The following is a 21,859-nucleotide window of genomic DNA, read 5'->3' as shown; positions in this document are numbered from 1 at the left end:
AAAACGCTCCCGACGTTTTTTTATTCCCTTCTCTTGATAGCCTCAATTCAATAGGTCGTTTTTTACGATGATTAAGCCAGCTTTAATCTGCTTTTAACGAGTGGTTAGATTGCGTAGTCTTGCCAGCAAGAAAGCGGGCATACGGTATTAACGCTCGTGCCTAATGGGAGATTAAGTCAATGATAACAATGATTCGTCGCTTTATTCGATTGGATGCCGCCGCTGGTGTAATGCTAATGATGGCAACAGTTCTGGCCATTGCGTTTGCCAACTGGTCGATGACTGCCGCTGGCTATCAACAATTCCTGATGATGCCAGTGGAAATGCGCTTTGGCGCACTGGAAATCAATAAGAACCTGCTGCTGTGGATTAACGATGGTCTGATGGCGATTTTCTTCCTGCTGATTGGTCTGGAAGTAAAGCGCGAACTTGTCGAAGGCTCGTTAGCCAGCCGCCAACAGGCGATGCTGCCACTGGCGGCTGCGGTAGGCGGAATGGTTTTTCCTGCTTTATTCTTTCTGCTTTTCAACGCGAATGATGAGATGACGCGCGCTGGCTGGGCGATTCCCGCGGCGACAGATATCGCGTTCGCGATTGGTGTACTGACGCTTTTGGGTAAACGTGTTCCCGCTGGGCTGAAAGTCTTCCTGCTAGCGCTGGCGATCATTGACGATCTGGGGGCGATCCTGATCATTGCCCTGTTTTATACGCAGCAGATTTTTTGGCCTGCGCTAGGTGGCGCGGTGTTGGCGGTTGCGGCGCTGGCCTATATGAACAGGCAGCAGGTTGGTAAAAACTCCGCCTATTTGTTGGTGGGGATCGTCTTGTGGATCTGCATTCTAAAATGTGGCGTTCATGCGACACTCGCTGGGGTGATTGTCGGATTCTTTATTCCTTTACGTACGTCCAACGGGGAATCTTCTCCGGCAGCTACGTTGGAACATGGCTTACAAACGTGGGTCGCGTTTCTGATTATTCCGCTGTTTGCCTTCGCGAACGCAGGCATTGTGCTGCAGGGGATTGTGCTGGAAAAACTGTTTTCCCCTTTGAGCCTTGGCATTGCTGCCGGGTTGCTGATTGGTAAACCGCTGGGCATTACCTTGTTCAGTTGGCTAACCATCCGACTGGGCTACGCGCGTCTGCCTGCTGGCGTCTGCTTTAACCAGATCGTGGCGGTGTCTGTGCTGTGTGGTATCGGCTTTACTATGTCGATATTCATTACGTTACTGGCCTTCTCCGGCGGCGATGCGGAATTGATTACCTATGCCAAGCTGGGAATCTTGCTGGCATCGGGGCTAGCGGCACTGCTTGGCTATCTGGCGCTACGCGTTGTGTTGCCTACGCTGGACAAGGCGGTTCAGCCGTGTAAGGGTTGATGCTATGCCGGAGGCGCGAAAAGGAGGCGGGTGTGTCTCATTTGAATTTTAACCATCTCTATTATTTCTGGCAGGTTTATAAGTCGGGATCCGTTGCGGGTGCGGCAGAGACGCTGTTCTTAACGCCGCAGACCATTACCGGGCAAATTAAATGCCTGGAAGAGCGTTTACAGGGCAAGCTCTTCAAGCGTAAGGGGCGCGGGTTGGAACCGACGGAGCTGGGACAGCTTGTTTTTCGCTATGCGGATAGCATGTTCCAGCTTAGCCAGGAAATGTTGGATATTGTGAACTACCGCAAAGAATCGAACCTGTTATTTGATGTCGGCGTGGCTGATGCGTTGTCCAAACGGCTGGTGAGCAGGGTGCTGGAAACGGTCGTAACGGAACAGGAACATATCCATTTACGCTGTTTTGAGTCGACGCACGAAATGCTGCTGGAGCAGTTGAGCCAGCATAAGCTGGATATGATTCTGTCAGATTGTCCGGTGGATTCGACGCAGCAGGAAGGGCTGTTTTCACTCAAGCTGGGTGAATGTGCGGTGAGCTTTTATTGTAAACGTCCGCAGCCTGAGCAGCCTTTTCCCGCTTGCCTTGAACAACGTAAGCTGCTGATTCCCGGGCGGCGAACCATGCTGGGACGGAAACTGCTGAACTGGTTTACGGCGCAAAATATTCAGACGACTATTTTGGGCGAATTTGATGATGCGGCGCTGATGACCGCGTTCGGCATTAATAACGACGCGATTTTCGTTGCACCGTCTCTGTATGCCAATGAAATCTACCAGCAGGGCGATATCGTCGAGATCGGTAGGATCGAGAACATTCAGGATGAGTATTATGCGATTTTTGCGGCCAGAATGATCCAGCACCCTGCGGTGCAGCGCGTCTGTAACGCGGATTTTTCAGCGCTCTTTTGTGATAATACAGACACAAAAAAACCGGCCTAAGCCGGTTTTTTCTTAGCAACAACACGCAGATGCGTGATTATTGCATGGCGTTGATGCGCGCAACCAGATTGGATTTATGACGTGCAGCTTTATTTTTGTGGATCAGGCCTTTACCAGCCTGACGATCCACGATTGGTTGCATGTCATTAAATGCTTTCTGTGCCGCTTCTTTATCGCCAGTAGCGATCGCCGCGTATACTTTCTTGATGAAAGTACGCATCATTGAGCGACGGCTTGCGTTATGCTTACGGCGCTTCTCAGATTGTACGGCGCGTTTCTTAGCTGATTTGATATTAGCCAAGGTCCAACTCCCAAATATATTCAATCGAGGACAATTCAAAGGCCGTGGAATATGCTCGTTTAGCCTTCGTTTGTCAATGGATTTGTGCAAATAAGCGTCGTTTGTACGTCGACACTTGTTACGTTGTGATGGCGCAGGATTTTAGCAGCTTCACGCGGTGGAATACAGCTTTTCGCATCATAAATTCATCCTGAATTTGATAAAGCCCTGTCTGTCATCGGTAAAGTCGGATTGCATGTGCCATCCGCCGTCTGGATATTCTGCGTATAGGCCTCATCCATCGATGATTCCGCTAAAAAACGTGCAAATACTGGCACGATTTACAAGGTGGCTGCAAAAGGCGCGAATCGCGGGTTAACCTTACTCGCTGTACAAGGTATAATCCGCCGATTTCCATAATATTAACCCTTTGTTCTGGGCCAGCCATGCAGCTAATTCGCGGTATACACAATCTTCGGGCACACCATTACGGCTGTGTGCTCACTATTGGTAATTTTGACGGCGTGCACCTCGGACACCAAATGCTGCTTGAACGACTGAAGCAGGAAGGTCGCGCTCGTGGGCTGCCAGTGATGGTCATGATTTTTGAACCACAGCCGCTGGAACTCTTCGCTGCGGAAAAAGCGCCCGCCCGTCTGACGCGTCTGCGTGACAAGGTGAAATATCTGGCGCAGGCCGGCGTGGACTATCTGCTGTGCGTCAGATTCGACGCACGTTTTGCCGCCAACGATGCTGAGACGTTCGTTTCTTCCCTGCTGGTGAAAAAATTGGGCGTGAAGTTTCTGGTGGTGGGAGATGACTTCCGCTTCGGGGCTGGTCGTCAGGGAGATTTCCTGTTATTACAGAAGGCTGGGCGTGAGTCGGGATTTGATGTCATCAGCACCTATTCATTCTGTAACGGCGGCAAACGGGTGAGCAGCACTGGCGTACGTGAAGCGCTCAGTCGTGATGAACTTGAGCTGGCAGAAAGTCTGTTGGGCCACCCTTACAGCATTTCTGGGCGTGTGGAACATGGCAAAGCATTGGGGCGAACCATTGGGTTCCCTACCGCCAACCTGCCGCTGAAACGTCAGGTTTCCCCTGTCAGCGGTGTATATGCCGTCAGCGTCTATGGACTGGGGCAAGAACCGCTACCGGGCGTTGCCAATATTGGCACGCGTCCAACCGTAAACGGTGACAAACGCCAGCAGCTTGAAGTGCATTTGCTGGACGTGACGATGAACCTCTATGGTCGTCATATTGAAGTCGTACTGCGTAAAAAGATCCGTAATGAACAGCGTTTTGCTTCGCTCGATGCGTTAAAACAGCAAATCGCCGATGATGTGGTGACAGCCCGAACGTTCTTCGGGTTAAAGACACCGGTTTAATTTTTCTAGCCGAAACGAAATCGAGAATCTAATGAGTGACTATAAGACTACCCTGAACTTGCCGGAAACAGGGTTCCCGATGCGTGGCGATCTGGCCAAGCGCGAACCTGACATGCTGAAACGTTGGTATGAGCAGGATCTGTACGGGATTATTCGCAATGCGAAGAAGGGAAAGAAGACCTTCATTCTGCACGATGGCCCTCCGTACGCGAACGGCAACATTCACATTGGTCACTCAGTTAACAAGATTCTGAAAGATATTATCGTTAAATCGAAAGGCCTGTCTGGTTACGATTCCCCTTATGTGCCGGGCTGGGACTGCCATGGTCTGCCGATTGAACTGAAAGTAGAACAGCTGATCGGTAAGCCCGGTGAGAAAGTCAGCGCCGCAGAATTCCGTGCGGAGTGCCGTAAATATGCGGCAGAGCAGGTTGCGGGTCAGAAAGCCGACTTTATTCGTCTCGGCGTGCTGGGCGACTGGGATCGTCCTTATCTGACGATGGATTTCAAAACCGAAGCGAATATCATCCGTGCGCTGGGCCGCATCATTGAAAACGGTCACCTGCACAAGGGTGCTAAGCCCGTTCACTGGTGTGCTGACTGTGGTTCCGCGCTGGCGGAAGCGGAAGTTGAATATTACGACAAAACGTCCCCATCCATTGATGTCGCGTTTAACGCCAGCGATGTGGCGGCGGTATTAGCCAAATTCGGCGTGAAGAGCGTAGACGGCCCTGTTTCGCTGGTGATCTGGACGACGACGCCGTGGACGCTGCCAGCAAACCGTGCGATCTCACTGAATGCAGAGTTCGATTATCAACTGGTGCAGATTGACGGTCAGGCGCTGATTCTGGCGGCCGATCTGGTTGAAAGCGTGATGCAACGCGTCGGCGTGACGCAGTGGATCGTTCTGGGCGACTGTAAAGGCGCGGATCTTGAGCTGCTGCGTTTCAAACATCCGTTCCTAGGCTTTGACGTACCGGCCATTCTGGGCGAGCACGTGACGCTGGATGCGGGTACGGGGGCGGTGCATACCGCTGGTGGCCACGGCCCTGACGACTATGTGATCAGCCAGAAATACAATCTGGAAATCGCCAACCCAGTGGGGCCGAACGGCTGCTACCTGAGCGGCACTTATCCTGAACTGGATGGCAAATTCGTTTTCAAAGCCAACGACCTGATCGTTGAAATCCTGCGTGAAAAAGGCATGTTGCTGCACGTAGAAAAATTGCAGCACAGCTATCCGTGCTGCTGGCGTCATAAGTCGCCGATCATTTTCCGTGCCACGCCACAATGGTTTGTCAGCATGGATCAGAAAGGCCTGCGTAAGCAGTCGCTGTCTGAAATCAAAGGCGTGCAGTGGATCCCGGATTGGGGTCAGGCGCGTATCGAAGCGATGGTCGCCAACCGTCCTGACTGGTGTATCTCCCGTCAGCGTACTTGGGGCGTGCCAATGTCGCTGTTCGTCCACAAAGAGACGGAAGAACTGCATCCGCGTACCGCAGAGCTGATTGAAGCTGTGGCGAAACGTGTTGAAGCCGATGGTATTCAGGCATGGTGGGATCTCGATCCGGCCGACGTGCTGGGCGCAGACGCTGACAACTACGTCAAAGTGCCAGACACGCTGGATGTATGGTTCGATTCTGGATCGACGCACGCGTCCGTAGTAGATGTTCGCCCTGAATTTGGCGGTCATGAAGCGGATATGTATTTGGAAGGTTCCGACCAGCATCGTGGTTGGTTCATGTCTTCCCTGATGATTTCCACTGCGATCAAAGGCAAAGCGCCTTACCGTCAGGTACTGACTCACGGTTTCACCGTTGATGGTCAGGGCCGCAAGATGTCCAAATCGATCGGGAATACCGTCAGCCCGCAGGACGTGATGAACAAGCTCGGTGCCGACATTCTGCGCCTGTGGATCGGTTCAACGGATTACTCCGGTGAAATCGCCGTATCCGATGAGATCCTGAAGCGTTCTGCCGATGCCTACCGCCGTATTCGTAACACCGCGCGTTTCCTGTTGGCGAACCTGAACGGGTTCGATCCACAGAAAGATAGTGTGAAACCAGAAGACATGGTTGTGCTGGATCGCTGGGCGGTTAGCTGTGCGAAAGCCGCACAAGAAGAGATCCTCGAAGCGTATGAAAGCTATGATTTCCACCGCGTCGTACAGCGTCTGATGCAGTTCTGCTCGATCGAGATGGGTTCGTTCTATCTGGATATCATTAAAGATCGTCAGTACACGGCAAAAAGCGACAGCGTGGCACGCCGTAGCTGCCAGACTGCGCTATACCATATCTCAGAAGCGCTGGTACGTTGGATGGCACCGATTATGTCCTTCACCGCAGATGAGATCTGGAACTACCTGCCGGGCGAGCGTGCGCAGTACGTCTTTACCGAAGAGTGGTATGACGGTCTGTTCGCGCTGGATAGCGCAGAAACCATGAACGATGCGTTCTGGGCGGATGTCCTGAAAGTGCGTAGCGAAGTGAACAAAGTCATTGAGCAGGCGCGTAATGACAAGCGCATCGGTGGATCGCTGGAAGCCTCCGTTACGCTGTACGCCGATGCCAATCTGGCGGGCAAGCTGAATCAGCTGCGTCAGGAACTGCACTTTGCGCTGCTGACGTCAAAAGCGCAGGTGGAGCGTTATGAAAATGCGCCGGATAACGCGCAGGCAACGGAACTCACCGGACTGAAAATTGCCTTAAGTGAGGCAGAAGGACACAAGTGTCCACGCTGCTGGCATTACGAGACGGATATCGGTAGCAATGCCGAGCATCCTGAAGTCTGTGGTCGCTGTGCGACTAACGTGGGCGGTAACGGCGAAGAGCGTAAATTTGTCTGATGAATAAAATCTGTGCGAGTGGACTGCGCTGGCTCTGGCTGGCGATACTGGTTTTAGTTGTCGATCTTGGCAGCAAGCAGTGGATTCTTGCCCACTTTGCGCTGGGGGATACGGTGCCAGTGATGCCTTCTCTGAATCTGCATTACGCCCGTAACTACGGCGCAGCATTCAGCTTCCTGGCGGATAAAGGCGGTTGGCAACGCTGGTTCTTTGCTGGCATCGCGATTGCTATCGTGGTTGCTCTGCTGGTGATGATGTACCGTGGCAGCGTCAAACAGCGGCTCAATAACATTGCGTATTCGCTGATTATCGGCGGTGCACTGGGCAATCTGTTCGACCGGACATGGCACGGATTTGTTGTCGATTTCATCGACTTTTATGTCGGTGATTGGCATTTCGCCACATTTAACCTTGCCGATACCGCTATCTGTATTGGCGCGGCACTCATCGTACTGGAAGGATTTTTCAGTACGCATGATGATACTGATACCGTTAAGCAAAAGGGTCACTGATGTCCGAGAGTGTTCAGCATAACAGCGCGCTGCTGGTGCATTTTATTCTGACGCTAGAGGATGGCTCAGCGGCTGAATCTACGCGTGAGCGCGGTAAGCCAGCGCTGTTTCGCCTTGGCGACGGCAGCCTGTCTGACGCGTTGGAACAACAGCTGTTGGGATTGCAGCGTGGCGATAAACGCAAGTTTACGCTACCGCCGGAGTCGGCCTTTGGGCCGACCAATCCGAACCTAATCCAGTTCTTCCTGCGTCGTGATTTCGCCCAGACCGGCGTGCCGGAAGTTGGCACTATCATGCTGTTCAGCGGCGTTGCCGGAAATGATATGCCGGGGATTATCCGCGATGTGACCGAAGAGTCGGTCACCGTGGATTTCAACCACCCGCTATCTGGTCAGGCGATTACCTTCGATCTTGAAGTGCTGGATATCGATCCTGTACAACAGGAGGTGACACATGCAGATCCTGCTGGCTAATCCGCGCGGCTTTTGTGCCGGTGTCGATCGAGCTATCAGCATTGTGGAACGTGCGCTGGAGCTTTTTGGTACGCCAATCTACGTCCGTCATGAAGTGGTACATAACCGCTATGTGGTTAACGGATTACGCGAACGTGGCGCGATTTTTATTGAGCAAATTGAAGACGTGCCGGATGGTGCGATTCTGATTTTCTCTGCACATGGCGTTTCGCAAGCGGTACGTAATGAAGCCAAAAACCGCGATCTGACAGTATTCGATGCGACCTGTCCGCTAGTGACCAAGGTGCATATGGAAGTGGCCAGAGCCAGTAAGAAAGGCGTTGAAGCGATTCTTATCGGGCATGCCGGACACCCTGAAGTTGAAGGGACGATGGGGCAATATAGCAATGCGGACGGCGGCATGTATCTGGTGGAATCCCCTGAGGATGTCTGGCAGCTACAGGTAAAAGACGAAAGCAATCTGTGCTTTATGACGCAAACCACGCTTTCTGTTGATGATACCTATGCGGTGATTGATGCGTTGCGTGAGCGTTTCCCGCAGATTGTCGGCCCGCGTAAAGATGACATCTGCTATGCAACGACCAATCGTCAGGAAGCCGTTCGCCATTTATCAGATAAGGCGGATGTCGTTTTTGTCGTAGGCTCTAAAAACTCCTCAAACTCCAACCGCCTTGCTGAATTGGCACAGCGCGCGGGGAAAGCGGCTTATCTGATTGATTCATCAGAAGATATCCAGGAGTCATGGTTAGCGGGCGCTTCGCATGTTGGGGTGACCGCAGGCGCATCGGCACCGGATATTCTGGTACAACAGGTGATCCAGCGCCTGAAAGCATTAGGCGGCAAGGTGGCCGTTGAAATGCAAGGGCGTGAAGAAAACATCGTCTTTGAAGTGCCCAAAGAGTTGCGTGTTGAAGTCAAACAGATAGATTAATGCTGTTTCTGCGGTAGGGCTAGGCTAAAGCCCTATCGCTTTTATCCCCTTCCGTTTTCTTCTCCCCTATATTCACTCATGAAAATGTTAATGTATAAAAATGAATTTTTATGCGTTACGCCATGTGGCTTGTTTTTTAACCGCTTGTATTTATCTTCAAATACCTTACGGCTTTTCATCGCTCTGAGCGCCATTCTGATACCTTTGGTTAGACAGTTTTGCTGATTTTCTGCGACTTCAAACAGTATTTTCTAATCTGGCGGTAAATCCGCTGGCGATAGTGCGCAGCGCCCGTTAACCTGATGTTATTTTTATGTCGTCAGGATCAAAAAGAGAGAGACATTATGAAGGATTCATCCATCCGTATTGCGGTTGTAGGCGCGGGCGGCCGTATGGGACGCCAACTGATTCAGGCTATCGAGCAAATGGACGGCGTGGTATTGGGCGCGGCGCTGGAGCGTTCTGGTTCGTCTCTGATAGGAAGCGATGCCGGTGAACTTGCTGGGCTGGGTAAAAGCGGTATTACCGTGAATGAAAGTCTGGATGCCGTGCAGAATGATTTCGATATTTTGATCGACTTCACCCGTCCAGAAGGTACATTAGCGCATCTGGCGTTTTGCCGTCAGCACCGTAAAGGCATGATTATTGGGACAACTGGCTTTGATGATGCAGGAAAGGCGGCGATTAAGCAGGCTGCGCAGGATATCGGCATTGTGTTTGCGGCGAACTTCAGCGTTGGCGTCAATGTCATGTTGAAGCTGCTGGAAAAAGCGGCCAAAGTCATGGGCGACTATACTGATATCGAAATCATTGAAGCACACCACCGCCACAAAGTGGATGCGCCATCGGGTACCGCGCTGGCGATGGGCGAAGCGATCGCCGATGCGCTGGGACGCGATCTGAAGTCCTGTGCCGTGTACGCGCGTGAAGGCTACACCGGTGAACGCGATCCGAAAAGCATTGGTTTTGCGACCGTACGAGCGGGCGATATTGTCGGTGAACATACGGCGATGTTTGCTGACATTGGCGAGCGCGTTGAGATTACCCACAAGGCATCCAGCCGTATGACGTTTGCCAATGGTGCAGTAAGAGCCGCTATCTGGATTAGCTCGAAGGAAAGTGGCATTTTTGATATGAGAGATGTGCTTTCTCTGGATGATTTATAGTATTTAATTTTTATATAAAGATTATATCTAACTGATAAAGGTGGTTATTTTTATGATCACCTTTACTTTTATCTTTTTGGATTATTTTTTCTATCACCATTGATTTTTATTTGTGTTTTATTCTATTTTTTAGTGATGATTTTCCCTCCTTACTCTCAAAATGCCCTTGGCTGGTGATTTGTTACTCTTATTTTAGCAATGTTGTCTCGCAACCGTTTACTTCTCTCAGTTGATAGGGTTTTTTACGTCAGTGGGCCACTATTTATTTCGTAAAGCATAAAAATAAGAGAAAAAAAGCGGTTTGGGTAGACAATCGGGAAGACCATCATTAAAATGCGCCCAATTTGCCAAAAATTGGCCTTACAGGTAGTTTTTGCATTGATTTAGTGACTCAAATCTGAATTAATATGCAAATAACGTGATTGTTTATTCCTTGGAGGGTGTTTTGATTAAGTCAGCGCTATTGGTTCTGGAAGACGGAACCCAATTCCACGGTCGGGCCATTGGGGCAGAAGGGGCGGCAGTGGGGGAAGTGGTCTTCAATACGTCGATGACCGGTTATCAAGAAATCCTTACTGATCCTTCCTATTCCCGCCAGATTGTCACTCTCACTTATCCCCATATCGGTAATGTCGGCGCCAATGCCAACGATGAAGAATCCCCCTCTGTACAGGCTCAAGGCCTGGTGATTCGCGATTTACCTCTGATTGCCAGCAACTACCGTAGTGAAGAAAGCCTGTCTGAATACCTCAAACGCAACAACATCGTCGCCATTGCTGATATCGATACCCGTAAACTGACCCGTCTGCTGCGTGAAAAAGGCGCACAGAATGGCTGCATCATTGCGGGTGATGCACCGGATGCTGCCGTCGCGCTGGAGAAAGCGAAAGCGTTCCCTGGGCTGAAGGGCATGGATCTGGCAAAAGAAGTGACGACGCCAGAAAGCTACAGCTGGTTACAGGGAAGCTGGACGCTGGAAGATGAATTGCCGGCGGCAAAAAACGAAAGCGAACTGCCTTACCACGTTGTCGCTTATGACTACGGCGTGAAACGCAATATTCTGCGTATGCTGGTGGATCGCGGTTGCCGCTTGACGGTCGTTCCGGCGCAGACACCTGCTGAGGACGTACTGAAGCTGAATCCAGACGGCATTTTCCTCTCTAACGGCCCGGGCGACCCGGAACCGTGCGACTACGCGATCCGTGCGATCAAAACCTTCCTGGAAACGGATATTCCGGTATTCGGTATCTGTCTGGGTCACCAGTTGCTAGCACTGGCAAGCGGTGCCAAGACCATCAAAATGAAGCTGGGTCACCACGGTGGCAACCATCCGGTCAAAGATCTGGATAACAACTGTGTGATGATCACCGCGCAGAACCACGGCTTTGCGGTTGATGAAAATAATCTGCCTGACACGCTGCGCGTCACGCACAAATCCCTGTTTGACCATACGGTTCAGGGGATTCACCGCACGGATAAACCCGCGTTCAGCTTCCAGGGTCACCCGGAAGCGAGCCCAGGCCCGCACGATGCCGCGCCGCTGTTCGACCACTTTATTGACTTGATTCAGACTTACCGTTCTTCAGCTAAATAATCAGGAGCGAGAAAATGCCAAAACGTACAGATATTAAAAGCATCCTGATTCTGGGCGCAGGCCCGATTGTTATCGGCCAGGCGTGTGAGTTTGACTACTCTGGTGCACAGGCGTGTAAAGCGCTGCGTGAAGAGGGTTACCGCGTTATTCTGGTGAACTCCAACCCGGCAACCATCATGACCGACCCGGAAATGGCCGATGCGACCTATATCGAGCCGATTCACTGGGAAGTGGTGCGCAAAATTATTGAAAAAGAGCGTCCAGATGCGGTGCTGCCAACGATGGGCGGCCAGACTGCGCTGAACTGTGCACTGGAACTGGAACGTCAGGGCGTGCTGGCCGAATTCGGTGTCACCATGATTGGTGCAACGGCGGATGCGATTGATAAAGCAGAAGACCGCCGCCGCTTCGACGTGGCGATGAAGAAGATCGGTCTGGATACTGCGCGTTCCGGTATTGCACACAATATGGAAGAAGCACTGGCCGTTGCGGCTGACGTCGGCTTCCCGTGCATTATCCGTCCTTCCTTTACGATGGGCGGCACCGGTGGCGGTATCGCTTACAACCGTGAAGAGTTTGAAGAGATCTGTGAGCGCGGGCTGGATCTTTCTCCAACCAAAGAGCTGTTGATCGATGAATCACTGATCGGTTGGAAAGAGTATGAGATGGAAGTGGTGCGTGATAAGAACGACAACTGTATCATCGTCTGCTCCATTGAAAACTTCGATGCGATGGGGATCCACACGGGTGATTCCATCACCGTCGCACCAGCGCAAACGCTGACCGATAAAGAATATCAAATCATGCGTAACGCTTCGATGGCGGTACTGCGTGAAATCGGCGTAGAAACAGGCGGTTCTAACGTTCAGTTCTCGGTAAACCCGAAAACTGGCCGTCTGATTGTTATCGAAATGAACCCGCGTGTATCACGTTCTTCCGCGCTGGCCTCTAAAGCAACGGGCTTCCCGATTGCGAAAATCGCGGCCAAGTTGGCTGTAGGTTACACGCTCGATGAGCTGATGAATGACATCACTGGCGGTCGTACGCCAGCGTCCTTCGAACCTGCTATCGACTACGTTGTGACCAAGATTCCACGTTTTAACTTCGAGAAATTCGCGGGTGCCAACGACCGTCTGACCACGCAGATGAAATCTGTGGGTGAAGTGATGGCGATTGGTCGTACGCAGCAGGAATCCTTGCAGAAAGCGCTGCGTGGCCTGGAAGTGGGCGCAACCGGCTTCGATCCGAAAGTGGATCTGGACGATCCAGAAGCGCTGACCAAAATTCGCCGCGAGCTGAAAGATGCGGGTGCAGAGCGTATCTGGTACATCGCTGATGCCTTCCGCGCGGGGATGTCTGTCGATGGCGTGTTTAACCTGACCAACGTTGACCGCTGGTTCCTGGTGCAGATTGAAGAGCTGGTGCGTCTGGAAGAGCAGGTCGCTGAAAAAGGCGCAACTGCGCTGGATGCCGAATTCCTACGTACGCTGAAGCGTAAAGGCTTTGCCGATGCGCGTCTGGCAAAACTGGCTGGCGTGGCGGAAAGCGAAATTCGCAAGCTGCGCGATAAGTTCGACCTGCATCCGGTCTATAAGCGTGTTGATACCTGTGCGGCAGAATTTTCGACCGATACGGCTTATATGTACTCCACGTATGAAGAAGAGTGTGAAGCCAATCCGACTCAGGATCGCGACAAAATCATGGTACTGGGTGGTGGACCGAACCGTATTGGTCAAGGGATCGAATTTGACTACTGCTGCGTCCACGCTTCACTGGCGCTGCGTGAAGATGGTTATGAAACCATCATGGTCAACTGTAACCCAGAAACCGTTTCAACAGACTACGATACGTCTGACCGCTTGTACTTCGAGCCGGTAACGTTTGAAGACGTGCTGGAAATCGTCCGCATTGAGAAGCCAAAAGGCGTTATCGTGCAGTACGGTGGCCAGACGCCGCTGAAACTGGCGCGTGCGTTGGAAGCCGCAGGTGTACCAGTGATTGGCACCAGCCCAGATGCGATTGACCGTGCAGAAGACCGCGAGCGCTTCCAACAGGCTGTGAATCGCTTGGGGCTGAAGCAACCGGCTAACGCCACGGTCGCGACCATTGAGCAGGCGGTAGAAAAAGCGCGTGGCATCGGCTACCCACTGGTTGTCCGTCCTTCTTATGTTCTGGGCGGCCGCGCGATGGAAATCGTGTACGACGAAATCGACCTGCGTCGCTACTTCCAAAACGCGGTTAGCGTATCTAACGACGCACCAGTTCTGCTGGACCGTTTCCTTGACGATGCCATCGAAGTTGACGTTGATGCGATTTGTGACGGCGAGCGTGTGCTGATTGGCGGCATTATGGAGCACATCGAGCAGGCGGGCGTTCACTCCGGTGACTCAGCTTGTTCACTGCCGGCTTATACGCTGAGCAAAGAGATTCAGGACGTAATGCGTCAGCAGGTTGAGAAACTGGCGTTTGAACTCTGCGTTCGCGGCCTGATGAACGTGCAGTTCGCGGTGAAGGATAACGAAGTTTATCTGATTGAAGTGAACCCGCGTGCGGCGCGTACCGTACCGTTTGTCTCGAAAGCGACCGGTGTTCCGTTGGCGAAAGTCGCGGCACGCGTGATGGCAGGTAAAACGCTGGCTGAGCAGGGCGTCACGAAAGAAATTATCCCGCCGTACTACTCCGTAAAAGAAGTGGTGCTGCCGTTCAACAAGTTCCCTGGCGTTGACCCGATTCTGGGGCCAGAAATGCGTTCGACCGGTGAAGTCATGGGCGTTGGCCGCACGTTTGCTGAAGCGTTTGCTAAAGCGATGCTGGGCAGTAACTCGCACATGAAGAAAACCGGACGCGCCCTGTTGTCAGTGCGTGAAGGTGATAAAGCTCGCGTGGTGGATCTGGCGGCCAAGCTGTTGAAGTACGGCTTTGAGCTGGATGCGACGCATGGCACGGCGATTGAGCTGGGCGAAGCGGGCATTAATCCGCGTCTGGTGAACAAGGTGCATGAAGGTCGTCCGCACATTCAGGACCGCATCAAGAACGGTGAGTACACCTACATCGTCAACACCACCGCAGGACGTCAGGCGATTGAAGACTCCAAGCTGATTCGCCGCAGCGCGCTGCAATACAAGGTGCACTACGACACGACGCTGAACGGCGGTTTCGCCACGGCCATGTCGTTGACGGCAGATCCGACGGAGAAAGTGACTTCCGTGCAGGAAATGCATGCGATGATTAAAGGCTGATTGACCGACCTCGGTAGGCAGTAAGCGGATAATAAAAGCCAGCGTTGGTAACAGCGCTGGCTTTTTTCATGGTAAGCGCGCCGCATTCCTGATAACGAGGAAAAAGTCGGGGCCGGGAGAGAGCATCCCCAGCGTGGCGATGGTCGCGACAAACAGTGATGTTTCTAACATGGACATTCCAGGCAGTGAAGAAAGAGAGGGGCCGAGGGAAATCATAGCGCCAGAATAATGAATTCGCATCACACTTATTGGTTATTCGGCGGCGATATGTTAACAATTGTCCTTTCATTTTTTGCGGTTAATTTCAGGGGCGGGTTGAGATAACAACATGGGCAGTGAACGTGAGAACTGTGAACCATTCAGTAGTGAAAAACAATGTAGTGCCGAAAAACAGATGGGGGAAGCACCACTGCAGCGGGAAATAACCCGACTGTGCATCCAATGTGCGCTGTTGCTGTTACAGCATGGCGCAGAAAGCATGGTCGTAGAGCAGTTGTCGTCACGGCTAGGTATGGCACTCGGCGCTGATAGCGTTGAGAGCTCCATCTCAGCAAATTCGATTGTGCTGACCACCATCATGCAGGGGCATTGCCTAACGTCAACGCGGAAGAATGTGGATCGCGGTATTAATATGCACGTCGTCATTGAGGTTCAGCATGCGGTCATCATGGCCGAGCATAAGCTGCTGGATGTGGCAGGGGTGGAAAAACGTCTGGGAAATATCAAACCACTGCGTTATCCGCGCTGGCTGATGGTTTCCGTTGTTGCACTTTCCTGCGGCTGCTTCAGCCGTTTGAACGGCGGCGGGTGGGATGCGTTTATCGTCACGCTGCTCGCCAGCGGCCTGGCAATGTATATCCGACAGGTCTTTACGGCGCGGCACCTGAATCCGTTGATCAACTTCTGCATTACGGCGTTTGTGGCGACGTCGGCATCTGGGCTGTTGATGCGTTTGCCTGCTTTTGAACAAACCTCAACGGTCGCGATGGCGGCGAGCGTGCTGTTGCTAGTTCCCGGCTTCCCGTTGATTAACGCCGTGGCGGATATGTTTAAAGGGCACGTGAATACCGGTCTGGCACGTTGGACGGTCGCGAGTTTACTGACGCTGGCGACCTGTATTGGTGTGGTGATGGCGATGTCGCTGTGGGGGTTACGCGGATGGGCTTAAGTTTACTGTGGGCACTCTTGCAGGATATGGTGCTGGCGGCGGTTCCTGCGTTGGGCTTTGCGATGGTCTTCAACGTGCCGCTGAAAGTACTGCCTTACTGTGCACTGCTAGGTGGTGTCGGGCATGGCGTACGGTTTCTGGCGATACATTTCGGCATGAATATCGAATGGGCGTCGTTTCTGGCGGCGATATTGATTGGCATCATCGGTATTCGCTGGTCACGCTGGCTGCTGGCGCATCCGAAAGTCTTTACCGTAGCGGCGGTGATCCCGATGTTTCCCGGTATTTCTGCCTATACGGCGATGATTTCGGTGGTAGAGATTTCGCATCTTGGCTACAGCGAAGCGCTGATGAGCGTCATGATAACCAATTTTCTGAAGGCGAGTTTTATCGTCGGTGCGCTCTCTATCGGCCTGTCTTTACCGGGGATCTGGCTCTACCGTAAACGGCCGGGAGTATAAAACGCTTATATTACGTTTCGGTCTTGCATCTATATTGACGAGCGAAAGGGCTTTCCGTATATACCCGTCATACTTCAAGCTGCATGTGCGTTGGCTTTCCTCACTCACCCCAGTCACTTACTGGCGTAAGCTCCTGGGGATTCGCTGTGTCGCCGCCTTCATGCAACTCGAATTATTTAGTGTATAGTGTCAGCAATTTTCTGGCCTACAGGGTTTTTTCACCATGGTTATTAGTTTGATTGCTGCACTAGCAGTGGATCGCGTGATTGGTATGGAAAACGCGATGCCGTGGCATTTGCCAGCCGATCTGGCATGGTTTAAGCGTAATACGCTTAATAAGCCGATTATTATGGGGCGTAATACTTTCCGTTCTATCGGTCAGCCGCTGCCCGGCCGGCTGAACATTATCGTCAGCAATCATCCCGGTGATGACGATCGTGTGACTTGGGTCTCTTCGCTGGACGCTGCGCTGGCGGCAGCGGGAGACGTCGAGGAAGTGATGGTGATTGGCGGCGGCAGTATCTATCAACAAATGCTGGCGCAGGCTAATCGCCTCTATCTGACGCATATTGATGCCGAAGTGGAAGGCGACACGCATTTCCCTGACTATGAGCCGGATGAGTGGCAGTCTGTTTTCAGCGAATTCCATGATGCTGACGAGCGCAACTCACACAGTTACTGCTTCGAAATTCTGGAACGCCGCTAAGCGCCTTTCCTGCGATAACATTCTGTCGATGACTCGCTAAACCCGCCTTGTTGCGGGTTTTTTCGTTTTCTTACCCGATGTTTTCTTACCTGATGTTTTATTTCCCCGTCTGACAGCTTTCCCAAATGGCGTGTCTCAGCCAGCGATGCGCAGGATCGCTCTCGCGTCGCGTATGCCACACCTGCTGGAAGGCAAAATAGGGTATCGCGAACGGAGGCGGAAAAATGTGTAAATCTGGCGTAGTGATGTGGGCCATGCTGCGCCGTGCGGCAGTCAAAATCAGGTCAGTACCGGCAATGAGATTGATAGCGGCGTGCCAGTGGGGCAGCGTCAGCACGACATTGCGCGACAGGCCGCTTGCAGCCAGCGCGCTGTCCACTTCATTGGCTGAATCGGGATGCATGGTGACCAGAATATGTGGGCGTGCCCGCCATGCCTCAAACGATAGCATACCGTTTTCCGGCAGCGTGGTGCGGTCTGCCAGACAGGCAAACTGTTCTTCAAAGAGAAGTTCGGCGTGTACTTCAGACGGGCGTTCAGGAAATACGCCGAGGCCTAAATCGATTTCTCCATCAATCAACTGTGCCAGCATCATTTCACGGCCGGCATGACTGACGGCCAGCGAAACGCCGGGAGCCTGCACGCGTAGATGCCGCATGAGCGTTGGCAAAACGGCATTCGTACCGTAGTCAGAAAGCGCCAAACGAAAATGTCGTGTGCTATGGCGCGGATCGAACTGCGGAGCTTGTATGAGGCCATTTAGTTGATCAAGCGCGAGTTCCAGCGGGCCGAGTAATGCCTGTGCACGGGTCGTCAGCGTCAAACCGACTTCACGCCGGACTAACAGCGGATCGTTAAAAATATGGCGAAGCTGTGCTAGTGAATGGCTGACGGCAGGCTGGCTGCGGTGCAGGCGCAGTGCCGCCCGCGTGACGTGTTTTTCCGTCAACAGCGCATGAAGCGTTAGCAGCAGATTCATATCGATACGACGTAAATCATCCATTCTATGAATGCCTTCCGTATGAATTACGAATTTCCATCAGTTTAATGGATGATGGAGTATTGGAACATCCCAATTACGTTGTGAACTTATATTGTGAATCAGGGGGCTCCATGTCGTTATTCTCTTCTTTTTCTCTCTCATTATTGTTGCCGCTGGGTATTGCGGTATTCGCTGGGAGCATTGTGCCTTTTCAGGCCGCCAGTAATGCGGCACTGGGGCGATCGTTAGGCCATCCGCTTTGGGCAACGCTGGTGTCCCTGCTGGTCAGCATCTGCGTGCTGCTGCCGATTCTGTTTGCTGCTCGGGTGCCCACACCAACACTGGGTAATGCCTTACAGGGGCCGTGGTGGATCTGGCTGGGCGGCGTGGCGGGCGTGGCTTATATCACCGCCGCGTTATTGCTGACGCCAAAGCTAGGTGCCTCAGGTTTTATTGTCTGCGTGATTGCTGGTCAGGTGGTGGCATCGCTGATGATCGATCATGTTGGTTTGATGGGGTTGGCGGTGAAGCCTGCGACGCTGGGGCGAATCGCGGGTGTCGCGTTAATCATTATAGGGATGTTGGTGGTGCAATGCTCTGCGGCTTCTCAACCACTGGCCGTACCATCATCCAAAAAGGCTCAGTCTGAGACGACTTTCCCCTTTTTATGACTTTGGCACGGTTGGCGATGGAGCAACGGCTTTCGAGCCTTTACTCACCCGATAAGGGCGCGCTATCGCCAGAAAGCTCGTCAGTTGATGAAGTGTTTGATGAAAGCGACGGTTGCGCGAAATAGCGCTTATCGTCCCAACGCAGCATCGTCAGATCTCCCCCCCAACAGCACCCGGTATCCAGCGCGTAAATGTTTTCCGGCGTGCCTTTCCCTTCCAGCGAGGCCCAATGGCCGAACGCAATGGCGTATTCCCCGGTAACCTGGCTCGGCAGCTCAAACCACGGTTTTAGCAGAGAAGGTGCCTGACCCGGTGGCTCTTTACACAGCATATCCAGTTGTCCACCGGAAAAGCAGTAGCGCATACGGGTAAAGACATTGGTGCTAAAGCGTAGACGAGCCAGACCGCTGAGCTCCGTGCTCCAGTGGTTCGGCATATCGCCATACATGGCATCGAGGAAAAGTGGGTAGCTGTCGCTGCTCAGGATCGACTCGACTTCGCGTGCACACATAAGCGCCGTCGGCAGATCCCACTGCGGCGTGATGCCCGCGTGCGCCATCACCAGCTTCAACTCTTCATCAACCTGTAGAATCGGCTGGCGACGTAGCCAGTTGATAAGCTCATCGGCGTCCGGTGCGGTGAAGAGGTCGTTGAGACGATCTTTCGGCTTATTACGGCTGATACCGGCATAAACGGCCAGCAGGTGCAGATCGTGATTGCCAAGCACCATACGGACAGAAGAACCGAGAGAACGAACAAAGCGCAGAACCTGAAGCGAATCGGGCCCCCGTGCGACTAAATCACCCGTTAACCAAAGTGTATCTTGCTCTGGATTAAAGGAAACTTGCGCCAATAGCGCGTTGAGTTCAACGTAACAGCCGTGAATATCGCCAACTAAATAGGTAGACATAATTAATGTATCAGTGAAGGGATAGCCAGACGGAAAACGGGGATTGGGACCTGAAACGCTTTACCTTGATGGTCAACCATATGGTAGTGGCCTTCCATCGTGCCAAGAGGCGTTTCTATGACGGCACCGCTGGTATAGTGGAATTCGCCGCCGGGCTGGATAATCGGCTGTTCGCCGACGACGCCTTCACCCTGAACTTCAGTCTGGCGACCGTTACCGTTGGTGATCTGCCAATAACGCCCCAAAAGCTGGACTTCATGACGCCCCAGATTGCGGATCGTAATCGTGTAAGCAAACACGAAACGTTCTTCATCAGGCTCCGACTGTGATTCCACGTAGAAGCTTTGAACCTGTAAACAAACACGGGGCGCATTAATCATGATGAACTCCAGTTATTCCTGTTTTGCAGGATGCTCGCTCAGCCAGTTCGCCAATCGGCAATATTGCTCAACGGTCACATTCTCTGCGCGACTGGTGACATTGATCCCCAGCTCGGTGAGGATTTCTGGGGTGAACAGGTTGCCTAGACTGTTACGCAATGTCTTACGGCGCTGGTTAAACGCTTCCGTCGTGATGCGGCTCAATACGCGGATATCCTTGACTGGATAGGGGATCTCGGCATGAGGAACGAGTCGCACTACGGCAGAATCAACTTTAGGCGCGGGCTTGAAGGCCTCCGGTGGCACTTCAAGCACCGGGATTATCTGACAATAATACTGTGCCATGACGCTCAGGCGTCCAAAGGCTTTACTGTTCGGCCCTGCCACCAAGCGGTTAACCACCTCTTTCTGCAACATAAAGTGCATGTCGCGGATAGATTGAGTATAGGTGAACAAGTGGAACATCAGCGGTGTGGAAATATTATACGGCAGGTTGCCAAAAACACGCAGCGGTTGTCCAGCCTGTTCAGAGAGCGCGGCGAAATCGATCGTCATGGCATCTTGCTGAATAATCGTCAGCTTGTCTTTCAGCGTCGGATGCGTTTCCAGGCGCGCTGCCAGATCCCTATCCAGCTCAATAACAGTAAAACGATCCATCCGATCGCCAACAGGCGCCGTCAACGCGCCGAGGCCGGGACCGATCTCAACGATCGCTTGACCCGGTTGAGGATGAATCGCCGAAACGATGCTATCGATCACGAAGTGATCGTTTAAAAAGTTTTGCCCAAAACGTTTACGGGCGAAGTGACCTTGGTGTACGCGATTATTCATTACTGTGTTTTATCATTTTAATGGCAAGATTTAATGCCGTGATGAAGCTGCCGGGGTCGGCGCTGCCGGTTGCGGCCAGCTCAAGCGCTGTACCGTGATCGACCGACGTACGAATAAAAGGTAACCCCAGCGTGATATTAACGGCGCGCCCGAAGCCCTGATATTTCAGAACCGGGAGCCCTTGATCGTGGTACATCGCCAAAACGGCGTCAGCGTGTTGCAGATACTTGGGCTGGAAAAGCGTGTCGGCAGGCAACGGCCCAACCAGCGTGATGCCCTGCTGCCGGAGTTCGTCCAGCGCGGGGTTAATTACATCCAGCTCTTCACGGCCCATATGGCCGCCTTCACCGGCATGAGGATTTAGCCCACAGACATAAATCTGCGGTTGAGCGATGCCGAATTTTGTCTGCAAATCATGATGCAAAATCGTGATGACTTCGTGCAAGCTCTGGCGGGTAATCGCCGCAGAAACGGCTGCAAGCGGAAGATGCGTGGTCGCTAAGGCGACGCGCAGTTCTTCTGTTGCCAGCATCATGACGACACGGTCACAGCGGCTGCGATCGGCGAAAAACTCAGTGTGTCCGCTGAAGGAGACGCCGGCATCGTTGATAATGCCTTTATGCACTGGGCCGGTAATCAGCGCGGCGAATTCACCATTCAGGCAGCCATCGCAAGCACGCGTCAACGTTTCAACCACATAAGCGCTGTTAGCGACATTCAATTGGCCTGGAATGATGGTTGCCGGTGCGGCGATAGACAGGATAGTCAGGCTACCCGCCTGTTGTGGCTGTGCGGGCTGACCGGGTTGATAGTCACGCAGTGTCAGCGGCATAGACAGCTGCAATGCGCGACCGAGTAACAGGTCAGGATCCGCACAGATCACGAGCTCTACAGGCCAGGCCTGCTGAGCCAGAGCAATCACCAGATCGGGGCCAATCCCAGCGGGTTCGCCGGGGGTGATCACAACGCGTGGCGTATTGCTCTCAGTCTGCATGAGTT

General features: G+C 52.7%; 20 protein-coding genes. 14 read left to right on the top strand and 6 right to left on the bottom strand.

The window, feature by feature from the left end; genetic code table 11:
* Positions 1-179 precede the first annotated feature (179 nt).
* Both nhaA and nhaR read left to right on the top strand, forming a co-directional pair.
* The gene (gene nhaA / locus DMB82_RS17405; RefSeq protein WP_102117405.1) at positions 180-1,376 is read left to right on the top strand and encodes a Na+/H+ antiporter NhaA; all 1,197 of its coding nucleotides are present in this window, start codon (positions 180-182) and stop codon (positions 1,374-1,376) included.
* 32 nt (positions 1,377-1,408) lie between these two features.
* Positions 1,409-2,323: a transcriptional activator NhaR gene (nhaR, locus tag DMB82_RS17400; RefSeq protein WP_102117404.1), complete on the top strand. Its 915-nt coding sequence runs from the start codon at positions 1,409-1,411 to the stop codon at positions 2,321-2,323.
* A 37-nt stretch (positions 2,324-2,360) separates the two neighbouring features.
* Here the strand turns inward: nhaR and rpsT are convergent, their stop codons facing one another.
* Positions 2,361-2,624 carry a 30S ribosomal protein S20 gene (gene rpsT, locus DMB82_RS17395; RefSeq protein ID WP_010681770.1) on the bottom strand — a complete coding sequence of 88 codons (264 nt, stop codon included), beginning with the start codon at positions 2,622-2,624 and terminating at the stop codon, positions 2,361-2,363.
* A gap of 425 nt (positions 2,625-3,049) precedes the next feature.
* Between rpsT and ribF the strand changes: the two genes are divergently transcribed.
* The 11 genes from ribF to folA all read left to right on the top strand — a co-directional run bounded on the left by ribF (position 3,050) and on the right by folA (position 17,086).
* On the top strand, positions 3,050-3,991 hold the full coding sequence (gene ribF, locus DMB82_RS17390) for a bifunctional riboflavin kinase/FAD synthetase (protein WP_116155394.1): 942 nt from the start codon (positions 3,050-3,052) through the stop codon (positions 3,989-3,991).
* 31 nt (positions 3,992-4,022) lie between these two features.
* The gene (gene ileS / locus DMB82_RS17385; RefSeq protein ID WP_116163766.1) at positions 4,023-6,836 is read left to right on the top strand and encodes an isoleucine--tRNA ligase; all 2,814 of its coding nucleotides are present in this window, start codon (positions 4,023-4,025) and stop codon (positions 6,834-6,836) included.
* The gene (gene lspA, locus DMB82_RS17380) at positions 6,836-7,348 is read left to right on the top strand and encodes a signal peptidase II (RefSeq protein ID WP_374705261.1); all 513 of its coding nucleotides are present in this window, start codon (positions 6,836-6,838) and stop codon (positions 7,346-7,348) included. Before ileS ends, lspA begins: the two co-directional genes overlap by 1 nt.
* Entirely contained in the window at positions 7,348-7,821 is a 474-nt protein-coding gene (fkpB, locus tag DMB82_RS17375) for an FKBP-type peptidyl-prolyl cis-trans isomerase (RefSeq protein ID WP_102117400.1), read from the top strand. Before lspA ends, fkpB begins: the two co-directional genes overlap by 1 nt.
* A complete protein-coding gene (gene ispH / locus DMB82_RS17370) occupies positions 7,802-8,752 on the top strand; it encodes a 4-hydroxy-3-methylbut-2-enyl diphosphate reductase (protein ID WP_116155396.1) in 951 nt (316 codons plus the stop codon). The genes fkpB and ispH overlap by 20 nt, the downstream gene beginning before the upstream one ends.
* Before the next feature lie 344 nt (positions 8,753-9,096).
* Positions 9,097-9,918, top strand: a complete 822-nt coding sequence (gene dapB, locus DMB82_RS17365; protein WP_039516830.1) for a 4-hydroxy-tetrahydrodipicolinate reductase — start codon at positions 9,097-9,099, stop codon at positions 9,916-9,918.
* A gap of 445 nt (positions 9,919-10,363) precedes the next feature.
* Complete coding sequence (gene carA, locus DMB82_RS17360; RefSeq protein ID WP_102117397.1) at positions 10,364-11,512, top strand: glutamine-hydrolyzing carbamoyl-phosphate synthase small subunit; 1,149 nt, start codon at positions 10,364-10,366, stop codon at positions 11,510-11,512.
* 14 nt (positions 11,513-11,526) lie between these two features.
* Positions 11,527-14,751 carry a carbamoyl-phosphate synthase large subunit gene (gene carB, locus DMB82_RS17355; protein ID WP_102117396.1) on the top strand — a complete coding sequence of 1,075 codons (3,225 nt, stop codon included), beginning with the start codon at positions 11,527-11,529 and terminating at the stop codon, positions 14,749-14,751.
* 394 nt (positions 14,752-15,145) lie between these two features.
* Complete coding sequence (locus DMB82_RS17350) at positions 15,146-15,919, top strand: threonine/serine exporter family protein (RefSeq protein ID WP_102117414.1); 774 nt, start codon at positions 15,146-15,148, stop codon at positions 15,917-15,919.
* On the top strand, positions 15,910-16,380 hold the full coding sequence (locus DMB82_RS17345) for a threonine/serine exporter (protein WP_010681755.1): 471 nt from the start codon (positions 15,910-15,912) through the stop codon (positions 16,378-16,380). Before DMB82_RS17350 ends, DMB82_RS17345 begins: the two co-directional genes overlap by 10 nt.
* Before the next feature lie 223 nt (positions 16,381-16,603).
* Complete coding sequence (folA, locus tag DMB82_RS17340; protein WP_116163765.1) at positions 16,604-17,086, top strand: type 3 dihydrofolate reductase; 483 nt, start codon at positions 16,604-16,606, stop codon at positions 17,084-17,086.
* A gap of 97 nt (positions 17,087-17,183) precedes the next feature.
* Here the strand turns inward: folA and DMB82_RS17335 are convergent, their stop codons facing one another.
* Positions 17,184-18,089, bottom strand: coding sequence for a LysR family transcriptional regulator (locus DMB82_RS17335; protein ID WP_102117395.1), 906 nt, complete (start codon positions 18,087-18,089; stop codon positions 17,184-17,186).
* A gap of 110 nt (positions 18,090-18,199) precedes the next feature.
* On the opposite strand from DMB82_RS17335, the gene DMB82_RS17330 reads away from it, so the two are divergent.
* Complete coding sequence (locus tag DMB82_RS17330; protein ID WP_116163763.1) at positions 18,200-18,739, top strand: DMT family transporter; 540 nt, start codon at positions 18,200-18,202, stop codon at positions 18,737-18,739.
* Positions 18,740-18,779: 40 nt separating this feature from the next.
* Here the strand turns inward: DMB82_RS17330 and apaH are convergent, their stop codons facing one another.
* The 4 genes from apaH to pdxA are packed head-to-tail and all read right to left on the bottom strand — an operon-like array spanning position 18,780 to position 21,854.
* Positions 18,780-19,649: a bis(5'-nucleosyl)-tetraphosphatase (symmetrical) ApaH gene (gene apaH, locus DMB82_RS17325; RefSeq protein ID WP_116155398.1), complete on the bottom strand. Its 870-nt coding sequence runs from the start codon at positions 19,647-19,649 to the stop codon at positions 18,780-18,782.
* A gap of 2 nt (positions 19,650-19,651) precedes the next feature.
* Positions 19,652-20,029: a Co2+/Mg2+ efflux protein ApaG gene (gene apaG, locus DMB82_RS17320; RefSeq protein WP_102117392.1), complete on the bottom strand. Its 378-nt coding sequence runs from the start codon at positions 20,027-20,029 to the stop codon at positions 19,652-19,654.
* Positions 20,030-20,041: 12 nt separating this feature from the next.
* Positions 20,042-20,860, bottom strand: a complete 819-nt coding sequence (rsmA, locus tag DMB82_RS17315) for a 16S rRNA (adenine(1518)-N(6)/adenine(1519)-N(6))-dimethyltransferase RsmA (RefSeq protein ID WP_102117391.1) — start codon at positions 20,858-20,860, stop codon at positions 20,042-20,044.
* Positions 20,853-21,854 carry a 4-hydroxythreonine-4-phosphate dehydrogenase PdxA gene (pdxA, locus tag DMB82_RS17310; protein ID WP_102117390.1) on the bottom strand — a complete coding sequence of 334 codons (1,002 nt, stop codon included), beginning with the start codon at positions 21,852-21,854 and terminating at the stop codon, positions 20,853-20,855. Before pdxA ends, rsmA begins: the two co-directional genes overlap by 8 nt.
* Positions 21,855-21,859 lie beyond the last annotated feature (5 nt).

The sequence above is a fragment of the Pectobacterium aquaticum genome, from assembly GCF_003382565.3.
Classification (GTDB): domain Bacteria; phylum Pseudomonadota; class Gammaproteobacteria; order Enterobacterales; family Enterobacteriaceae; genus Pectobacterium; species Pectobacterium aquaticum.
This window is presented reverse-complemented; position numbering and strand designations above follow the sequence as displayed.